This is a genomic window from Candidatus Woesearchaeota archaeon (genome assembly GCA_016214075.1).
Lineage (GTDB): Archaea > Nanobdellota > Nanobdellia > Woesearchaeales > DSVV01 > JACRPI01.
Window position 1 is genome coordinate 1 of record JACRPI010000023.1, and the last position, 8,599, is coordinate 8,599.

10 protein-coding genes and 1 tRNA gene are annotated in these 8,599 nt (G+C 38.0%); 5 read left to right on the forward strand and 6 right to left on the reverse strand.

Translation table 11 applies throughout. The features are described from left to right. The first annotated feature begins 270 nt into the window (after positions 1-270). A complete protein-coding gene (locus HZC31_04875; protein ID MBI5002694.1) occupies positions 271-768 on the forward strand; it encodes a hypothetical protein in 498 nt (165 codons plus the stop codon). A gap of 10 nt (positions 769-778) precedes the next feature. Here the strand turns inward: HZC31_04875 and HZC31_04880 are convergent, their stop codons facing one another. After that, the gene (locus HZC31_04880) at positions 779-1,153 is read right to left on the reverse strand and encodes a transcriptional repressor (protein ID MBI5002695.1); all 375 of its coding nucleotides are present in this window, start codon (positions 1,151-1,153) and stop codon (positions 779-781) included. 343 nt (positions 1,154-1,496) lie between these two features. On the opposite strand from HZC31_04880, the gene HZC31_04885 reads away from it, so the two are divergent. Continuing rightward, positions 1,497-2,258 (forward strand): ZIP family metal transporter, encoded by a 762-nt coding sequence (locus HZC31_04885; protein ID MBI5002696.1) that lies wholly within the window; start codon positions 1,497-1,499, stop codon positions 2,256-2,258. Between the two features lie 12 nt (positions 2,259-2,270). Here the strand turns inward: HZC31_04885 and HZC31_04890 are convergent, their stop codons facing one another. The 5 genes from HZC31_04890 to HZC31_04910 form a co-directional block, all read right to left on the reverse strand. Further along, positions 2,271-3,170, reverse strand: coding sequence for a hypothetical protein (locus HZC31_04890; GenBank protein ID MBI5002697.1), 900 nt, complete (start codon positions 3,168-3,170; stop codon positions 2,271-2,273). A 336-nt stretch (positions 3,171-3,506) separates the two neighbouring features. Then, positions 3,507-4,457 carry a Fic family protein gene (locus tag HZC31_04895; protein ID MBI5002698.1) on the reverse strand — a complete coding sequence of 317 codons (951 nt, stop codon included), beginning with the start codon at positions 4,455-4,457 and terminating at the stop codon, positions 3,507-3,509. 109 nt (positions 4,458-4,566) lie between these two features. Continuing rightward, positions 4,567-4,698: transfer RNA gene (locus HZC31_04900), tRNA-Leu, on the reverse strand. A 61-nt stretch (positions 4,699-4,759) separates the two neighbouring features. Then, positions 4,760-5,419: a hypothetical protein gene (locus tag HZC31_04905; protein MBI5002699.1), complete on the reverse strand. Its 660-nt coding sequence runs from the start codon at positions 5,417-5,419 to the stop codon at positions 4,760-4,762. Beyond that, a complete protein-coding gene (locus tag HZC31_04910) occupies positions 5,403-6,287 on the reverse strand; it encodes a hypothetical protein (GenBank protein MBI5002700.1) in 885 nt (294 codons plus the stop codon). The genes HZC31_04905 and HZC31_04910 overlap by 17 nt, the downstream gene beginning before the upstream one ends. Positions 6,288-6,460: 173 nt before the next feature. Here HZC31_04910 and HZC31_04915 point away from each other — a divergent pair, with 173 nt between their 5' ends. The 3 genes from HZC31_04915 to HZC31_04925 all read left to right on the forward strand — a co-directional run bounded on the left by HZC31_04915 (position 6,461) and on the right by HZC31_04925 (position 8,473). Continuing rightward, on the forward strand, positions 6,461-7,252 hold the full coding sequence (locus tag HZC31_04915) for a hypothetical protein (GenBank protein ID MBI5002701.1): 792 nt from the start codon (positions 6,461-6,463) through the stop codon (positions 7,250-7,252). After that, a complete protein-coding gene (locus HZC31_04920; GenBank protein MBI5002702.1) occupies positions 7,242-8,000 on the forward strand; it encodes a nucleotidyl transferase AbiEii/AbiGii toxin family protein in 759 nt (252 codons plus the stop codon). Before HZC31_04915 ends, HZC31_04920 begins: the two co-directional genes overlap by 11 nt. A gap of 116 nt (positions 8,001-8,116) precedes the next feature. Beyond that, on the forward strand, positions 8,117-8,473 hold the full coding sequence (locus tag HZC31_04925) for a hypothetical protein (protein MBI5002703.1): 357 nt from the start codon (positions 8,117-8,119) through the stop codon (positions 8,471-8,473). The last annotated feature ends 126 nt before the right edge of the window (positions 8,474-8,599 follow it).

Below are 8,599 nucleotides of genomic sequence, written 5' to 3' on the forward strand. Positions count from 1 at the left end.
AAGTTCATCCGGAATTCTCCAACCATCATCTCTAACAACTAATCCCATCGGGTCACCTCTTCTCATTCTCACGTGACCCATTCCCTAATATCTATTCAATGAGAAAGCTACTATTTATTCCTTTCGGGATAGGCTCTTAGTCCTATTGCGCGAACAATTCTTCCAGCGGAAAAAGTTGCCGCGTATGGAGATAAATTTGATCGTTATTTGGCAATGGCTTTTTCTGTTGGCATTTTGTCCCACGAACAACGTCACTTTATTGGTTCGCGCATGAATGAGCTTGAGTTACAGGCGGCGCTTGGTGAACTCTTTAATGACATTGATGAGGGAGAAGCAGAGATAGGACGTGTGTATTCTTTCAGAGAACTTTCAGATGGTGGTTTTGAAGAGCTTGATGCTCGCGCTCTTGAAGAATTTTTGTATGACACCTATTTTGCAGATATGTTCAGACATATGCGCTTTGGTCCAACAAGCCCATATCGTAGATCTGCGGAATGGCGTTTGAATTATTTTGTTCAAAACGGTGGGGTTGAAGTTGGAGAGGATGTTCGCATTACAGATTATAGTAAATTCAAAGATGCTGTTGCAGACTTGTACGCACTTCATCTTGAAATCATGCAAACAGGGAACAGAAAAAAAGCAGATGAACTGATCCGAACATATACTCTTGCTGATGGTTCTTCTCTTCTGTCGCAAAAGACAACATTAATTGACAGAATTAATGAGAAGGGAATTCCACGAGACATTGTGTTGCAGTATCAGCTGTAATTTTTTGATGCTATTCTTTCTTTCCGCACTTCTCACAAATTCCACTAATATCAATTTGCACGTGACATATTTTTCCGTCAATCTCTTTTTCCAGAAAATCAAGTTTTTTTGGTTGAATGTGTTTTGCTTCTCCACAACGTTCGCAGACAAAATGACAATGATTCTTTTTATTGGATGAATAAATTGTTTTTCTGTTACATTGGAAAGAATGGATTTTACCTTCTGAAACGAGGATTGTTAAGAGGCGGTAAATGGTCGCAATGCCTACTTCTTTGTCTTTTTTTTTGAGGTAGAGATGCAATTCTTCTGCGTTGAAAAAAGAGGTAAAGTGTGTTACTGCGTCCTCGATGATTTGTTTTTGCTTTGTTTCTCGCGTTCGTTTCATTTTGTCCTTATACTTTGCTTGCTTACTATTTCTTTTTTTATGAAAAATCGGCGCAAAACCTTGCACTTTAGTGCGAGGATGTAGCGTCGAGATTCAGCAGGCGCCGATTTTACATCCCACGGATTGACCAACAAGAGTTTGCGAGCCGTAAAACCCATGCCTTTAGGCATGGGATAGGCGAGCATAATAAACTTGGTCAATCTGTGTTATTTGTACATTTTATAATAAAAGCATGGGGATTCAAAAGCTCTGTAAGGCGATTGATGGGTGGCTGATGAATGAATATTCTTATTGATATTGAGAATCAGTAAGATATATAAATACTCTTTGGTTTCGTTTCCTCATGGCATACGAATTATTTTACACGATTATGAGTGTTGTTCTCGTTTCCCTTGTTTCGCTCCTCGGTGTTTTCTCTTTATTGCTTCGAAAGAAAACAGAGCGAACATTTTTACTTATCTTGGTTGGCTTGTCTGCGGGAACATTGTTTGGAGACGCTATTCTTCATCTCCTTCCTGAAGCAGTTCAAGGAAAGGGGTTTACTCCTTCTGTTTCCTTATTTGTTCTTCTTGGGATTGTGGTGTTTTTTATTCTCGAACGTTTTGTGCACTGGAATCACTGCCATGGATTGCCCGCGTCTGAGAAGCATGTGGGGCATGCTCATCACATTGGTGTTTTAAATCTCACCGCAGACGCGCTCCACAATTTTATTGATGGATTAATTATCGCGGCAAGTTACTTTGTCAGCATTCCTGTGGGAATCGCGACGACTGTCGCGGTTATTTTCCATGAGATTCCGCAAGAGATCGCTGATTTTGGAATTTTACTGTATTCAGGATTCTCAAAACAAAAAGCATTGTTCTACAATTTCCTTTCCGCGACCACCGCGATCATGGGCGCGATTGTGGGGTTGCTTCTTGGCGTAAAATCATCTTCTTTTGTTCCGTTTATTCTTCCATTCTCCGCAGGCGCGTTTATCTACATCGCGGGTTCTAATCTAATTCCTGAATTGCAGAAAGAAGGTTCTTTGAAAGAATCAGTCTGGCATTTGTCCGCGATGATTCTGGGGATCTTAGTTATGGTTGGATTGCTGTTTTTAGAGTAGATTTTTGGAAAGTTATCTCGCTTTAAGCTCTTTTCGAAGTATATCCGCTAATCGTGGCCTTACTTCTTCCAGTCGTCCTAAATGCACTTGTTCAGGCAGAAGCGCATGGCGTAATGCAGTATGCGCTGGATCTTCAAAGGATGCGGGAATTTTTCGTATCGCAGCATCAAGAAGCATATACGCAGCATCTGCTGTTGCTGGAACTGCTTGCATGACGACATCTCCATGATTGACATGCTGCGGGGCATCAGGATAATTAGAATGATCAACACACATCGCAATTCCCGCATACGCAATCTGCATCTCCCGCGCAAGATACGCTTCAGTGTGCAATGTCTGTCCAATGACTTTATGATTATCTCCTCTTCTTCGTATCGCTTCTTCTCTCGCGGCTGTACTAAACCCCGGTCCATGAATGTTAAAATACGTTCCGTCCTGATGATATCCTACCGCAAGTTGTGACGCTTCGCGATATCGATCTCGAACTTTTTGTTCTACTTTTGTCCATGCTTCATGCAATACTTTTCTGAGTCCTTCGCTATTAGAAGGGTTCATGGAAACGTGTAATAATATATTGCCGTCTTCTGCAAATGTTTGTGGCGCCACATCATCCCAATCAAAATCATCTACCGCAACAAGATGCCCTGGTAATACGTCAGCATGAAGTCTTCCTGCCGCACTTATTCCATACATCATGGTTGTTCCTAACAGTTTTGCTGCTTGAACATTTCCTCTGTAATTTACTCGATGCGGAACATCAAGTTTGCTATGCCTTGTGAGAATGTATGCGGTTGTTCCTCCTATTTCGAGTGTTCCTGCTTCTATTAATCCATAATCTGTATCCACTTGTTGTGTCGCTGTTATTTTATCAGAAAATCCTGTTCCACCAATAATTGCAATTATGTTTTCCATAGTATCCCTCACTTTTGTGTGGAGATATTTTGACTTTAAAAATGCTTTCAAAAACAGAGCATATTTGATTTTGAAGAAGAGATAAAGTTCTATGACCCGCCGCAGCTGGCGGCCTACGGACAAATTCTACGAGAATTTGTCCTACGGGGCACCCCGAATGGGGCGTCCCCCGCCCCGTCTGCGCCAGCGGCGGATTCTGACAACAAAAAATAACAATATGGTCAGATGGAACAAACCCAATCATCTCAATCGTTTGTTCCAAAGTATTTTTTGATCAACGTTCAAAAAACATTTTCGAAGCTACTGAATGGAGGCAGAAATGGGTGACCACATTTTCTATTTTCTGTAGGCACCTATATTTTTCTTTAATTCATTGTATTCTTTGAGAATCAGATCAATTGTTGGGCGGATATTTCCCCGCTTTTCATAGTCTTGGAGAGCTGTGTAATATCTTGCTCTGTTATTGAGTCCAATATTTACTGGAGGCAGCTTATGCTTCAGGAGGATGTTGTTCAGTAATAACCTTCCTACTCTCCCATTTCCATCCTGAAAGGGGTGGATATTTTCAAACTGATTGTGCACGACCGCGGCAAGCAGTAATGGAGGATATTTCTTCCTGTTTTCATTGTACCAGATGACGAGCTCTCTGAGTAATCCTTCCACGCTATTCGAAGGAGCGCCTCTATGAATGATTGTTCCAACTTTGTCTCGAATGACCACTTCAATTCCTTTTGCTCGGAATTTGCCCGCAAATTCCTTTGAATTCTGAAAGACGATGGCATGCAATTTCTTTATCATAGAAAGGGAAAGTTGCTCTTTTGTTGCGCGAACATAGCGCACCGCTTGCGCGACACCATAGGTTTCTGAAATGTCTTGCTTCTGTATTTCCTTTGGCCACTTGTTTTCTTCTAAAATTTCTTTGACTTCTTTTTGCGTTACTTCTGACCCTTCAATCGCGTTTGTGTTATAAGTAAACAGTTCTGTGAATTTTTCCCATTCTTGTTCTGAAAGATGCCTGATCCTGATATGCCCTTTTGCTTCCAAATTCTTGAGAAGAAGGAGTTCTCTTTTGCTGAGTATCTGCTTCAAAGGATCGCTTATACTCTTGTACGCTTCTGCCTGCTGGAGAATGAGAATTTCCGCCCTTTTTTTGAGGGTTTCAATGTTTTTTTCAGATAAATCAGCGCCCAGATATCTTCTGATCTTTCTTATTTTATCTCCTTCACGAAATGAGTGCGCAAGGTAGTATTTCTTTCTTTTTCCCTGCTTTCTTATTTCGAGGTTCATATATGAATATGAGGTGACTACATTTATATACTTTTCTATCTAAAGGTGGGTACAGGTGACTACATTTTTCCTATTTTTTCTTAAATGTAGTGGCAAGGAAAGAAAGAAGTGCGGGGGGAGGGATTCGAACCCACGAACCCACTAAGAGACAGGATGTCTTAGAGTAAAATAAAGACGAAATCGCATCACTGCGTTGCCTCACTTAAGTCCTGCGCATTTGACCAGGCTTTGCTACCCCCGCAAGAATAGCTAGAGGAAAGGATAAAGGGTAATTTATATGTCTTGCTGTTGGAAGTGCGCTTTCAACTCTCTTTATGTCGCTTCTCAAAATCATCCATATATTCTTCTCTGAGTGTATCCATTTCACTCATAATAGGTATTTCAAGTCCACGTTCAGATAAAATATCAAGTCTTTCTCCAATCCAGGTAATCCATACTTTCCTGTCGGAAATTTTTATTTGCTTCTGTAGTTCTTCTAAAATTATATTCCAATCAATTCCTCTCTGCGCAAGTGCAATACAGTCAGTAAGGTCACCTTCACGTTCTGTAAATGTTTTGAAGAGAAAAACATCTTCAAAGGAACACAAAGAAATAGTAAGGTATTTCAATTGAATGATTTTTTCCACTCGTTTTTGCATGCTATCTGAAAGTGCAAAACCATTGCAAACCGTTTTATGAAATAAATCAATTCTAAAATCATCTCGGACAAATATCTGGCTAAGGTTCATTCTTTTGTATTCAATAGTCGGCAACCTTGTCTGAAACTTCAGCTTTTTGAGTACATTTTCAGTTGCCAGAAAATCTTTTGGACTAGTCACCACGACATCAATATCTTTTGTTGCGGGTTTTATTCCATGATAGAGAAGCATTGCTCCGCCTATCACAATGAAATGAACTTTCTCTGACATATTGCTGTTTATTTCTTCAAATAACTGGTGCAACTCTTCAAATTTTGATATCATACATTTCCGCCCTCTCTTGTATTTCTTCTAATTTAGGGTAGCTTGGTAAGTAATTTCCTTCGAGAATATTCTTAAGATTGTCCAAAATTGGATGTTTTATTGCTTGAAGTTCCTTTTTGTGTTTGATATAAAAAAGGGTTATAAAAATAAGGTATCTTATTTCATGCTCTTTCTCAGCAATGTATAATGAATGCATAAATACTTGCCTTTTTGTGAGTTTCTTTTTTGGTAAATAGTAATATTCTTTTAGGGCAAGAATTTTTATCCCATATTGTTCGTATGCAGAAAAAGCGGTTGACGTTGCATCAATCTTTTCTTTGTTTGAAAATACTATCTCTTTTTCATTTTTATAGTAAATGGTTGAATTTCCTGGAACCCTATTATCAGTACTCTCTTGGTATTTTTTCAATTCTTTCAAAAAATCAATCGCTTTTGCCCACAATTTTTCATTAAGACTATACCTATCACCAACTTTTCTCGCTAAACTTATTGCTCTTGCTTGCTTTATTTTTTTAAAAACCTGTGCTTTCTTCATTCCAGACGCTTCTATGATCTCAGAAACAGTCTTAGGTTCTAACAGTAATATCAAAAGCTCTGCTCCTGAGTCAGAGAGTGGATTTATCAATGAAGGAAAATCCCCTAACAATTGCACTAATAAATTTCCTACTGTACTTCTCACAAGAATGTATGAACCGTCAGAACGTTGGATAAATCCTTGTTCTACAAGATGCTGTCCAGTTCGATATGTTTGTGCTTTGCTTTTCTTTAGAGCAGAAGCTATATTTTTGATATCTCTGTTGCCGTTGGCTATTTCTTTTAGTAGGCGTAATTCCCCTTTTGAGAGCCTCATTAGTATATTAAAATGCAATTAATATATAAATATTTCGCATTTTAGCGGACTTTCAATGATTTAGAAGAAACCATGCAGCGGTTGAAGAAGATTATCTTTCTCAAGAAAGAACATTTTGATAGGTTGTATGAGAAGAAGTAATCAATCTAAAAACGCAAACTATTTATAGGTATTGTTTTTATAGAGCAAATATGAAAAAAACAGATGATCTCTATAAAAAGCATAATGTCCTTTCAAAGCATGAATCGCTGCTTCTCAACGCGGTTGATGCTTTTTTGCTCTTTTCTGTCCAAAAGATCAAGAGGGTAACTGGTTGGAAGGATACAACAATACGAAACACACTTTTGAGTCTGAAGAAAAAAAGAACGATTACTGCGGTAAAAAAAGATAAGTATGTACTTACTACCAATATTCCAGAACATATTCTTAAAATAGCAACAACTATTACCGCACCGTCTTATGTGAGCTTTTGGACAGCGTGTTCTTATTATGGCTGGACAGAGCAACAAGTGAAAACAATACAGGTTGTTTCCACAAAACAATTTCCAACAATAAAGATGCAATCGTATGGGGAAGTTGAGACAATAACCGTTCTCCCAAAGAGGATGTTTGGTTATTGTAGTGTTGAAGGTATTTCTATTGCAGAGAAAGAACGGCTTATTGTTGATCTCTTGTACAAGCCTGAAAAAAGTGGTGGGATTTCTGAGTTAAAAGACTGCATAACTCGAGCCTGGTCTGAAATTAACCAAAAGAAACTTTTTTTATATCTCAAGCAATTTGGCGATAAAGCACTGTTCGCACGACTTGGGTATATCCTTGAAGAGAGAAAATTAAAAAACACAATGGAAGTGGGATTCCTAAAAAATATTCCAAAAAGCTACACGCCACTATATAGAGAAAATAGGGAAGACAAAGAAAAAGGCGAGGTAAGAAAAAAAGGAGTATATAATCATACATGGAGGATTGTTGTTTATGATCAGTAAAGAGCAGCTCAATGGAATTGCAATAAACTCTGGCTTGTCATTATATCAGCAGGAAAAAGATTACCTCCTCAAATTGTTTCTTTATTATTATTATAAACATCATGACCATGCTGTCTTTAAAGGAGGAACTTGTTTGAAATATCTTTTTGGGTTAAACAGATTTTCAGAGGATCTTGATTTCAATATAAAAAATGTGAAACAATTTCAGGTAGAGGTAAAGGGTGTATTGAAAGAACTCGAACTTCTTGGCATTCAAAATTATTTTATTAAAGAAGAAATGTTTGAAGACGCATACACATGTGAAATTGGCTTTCAAGGACCATTATACAAAGGAACAAATCAGACAAGAAATAAATTTAGAATAGATGCAGGCTACAGATCAGGAACATTGAAAAAACCAGAGTGGAGGGTTGTCAAGAGTGAATATTCAGAGACAGAGGAAACCATCATGGTTCTCTGCATGTCTTTTGAAGAAATATTTGCTGAGAAAATCATTGCGTTGCAAGAACGAGACAAAGGCAGAGATATGTATGATCTTTGGTTCTTGATCCATGCAGGAGTACGCTTTGACAAAGATTTGCTCTATGAAAAAGCAAAAAGACAGCATATCAAGATACAATTGCGTTTTCCAGATAAAACGACCTACGAAAGGGATCTCTCACGATTGACAACACGAGTAATCCCTTATGAGCAGGTGAAGAAGGCGATAGAGAAAGTGTCTGATACTATTGAGAGAAAAGATATATAGTTGAGGTGCCAATATTTCGAACATCTATGCACCTCAACTATTCAGCAAAAGTGGTTTCAAATGTTCGAAAATTAACCACTTTTGCTATATAAACCTCATTCTCTAGAAAAAAGTAAATGGTAAACATTAGACAGAAAATTTCAAGAAAACGTCCAAAGACTTCTGAAAAAAAATCAACACTTCTTAAAGAATTTGAGCATATCAGCTTGCGTGTTTTGAATTTCTATGATATTTGTATAACAAAAATAGATAGGGGAGATGCAAGAGACTTTGAAGACATTAAACATGTTCTGGAGAAGACAGAGACAAAGATTCCAATTCTCATTCGAAAATTTATTCTCACTATGGATCATTCAGAATCAGAAAATCCTAAGTTTAAACTTCTTGAATTTGTGAAATTTGTTAAAAGTTTAGGATACATTATTATAAAAGAAGATATGATGTGGACTGACCCCCTGAAAAAGGACACATAGTTAAGTTACTATTTTCTACCAAAGTATGGAGGTCTGAAAATGGGGTCACGCAGAGCATTTACCAGAGATTTTAAACGTAAAGTTGTAGATGAACTTGACTTTCGACCAGTAGAAGAAATCTGTCGA

What these genes read in the sequence shown, in the direction of transcription:
- HZC31_04875 (MBI5002694.1), top strand. Translation starts at nt 271, where the DNA reads ATGAATGAGCTTGAGTTACAGGCGGCGCTTGGTGAACTCTTTAATGAC.
- HZC31_04880 (MBI5002695.1), bottom strand. Translation starts at nt 1,153, where the DNA reads ATGAAACGAACGCGAGAAACAAAGCAAAAACAAATCATCGAGGACGCA.
- HZC31_04885 (MBI5002696.1), top strand. Translation starts at nt 1,497, where the DNA reads ATGGCATACGAATTATTTTACACGATTATGAGTGTTGTTCTCGTTTCC.
- HZC31_04890 (MBI5002697.1), bottom strand. Translation starts at nt 3,170, where the DNA reads ATGGAAAACATAATTGCAATTATTGGTGGAACAGGATTTTCTGATAAA.
- HZC31_04895 (MBI5002698.1), bottom strand. Translation starts at nt 4,457, where the DNA reads ATGAACCTCGAAATAAGAAAGCAGGGAAAAAGAAAGAAATACTACCTT.
- HZC31_04905 (MBI5002699.1), bottom strand. Translation starts at nt 5,419, where the DNA reads ATGATATCAAAATTTGAAGAGTTGCACCAGTTATTTGAAGAAATAAAC.
- HZC31_04915 (MBI5002701.1), top strand. Translation starts at nt 6,461, where the DNA reads ATGAAAAAAACAGATGATCTCTATAAAAAGCATAATGTCCTTTCAAAG.
- HZC31_04920 (MBI5002702.1), top strand. Translation starts at nt 7,242, where the DNA reads ATGATCAGTAAAGAGCAGCTCAATGGAATTGCAATAAACTCTGGCTTG.
- HZC31_04925 (MBI5002703.1), top strand. Translation starts at nt 8,117, where the DNA reads ATGGTAAACATTAGACAGAAAATTTCAAGAAAACGTCCAAAGACTTCT.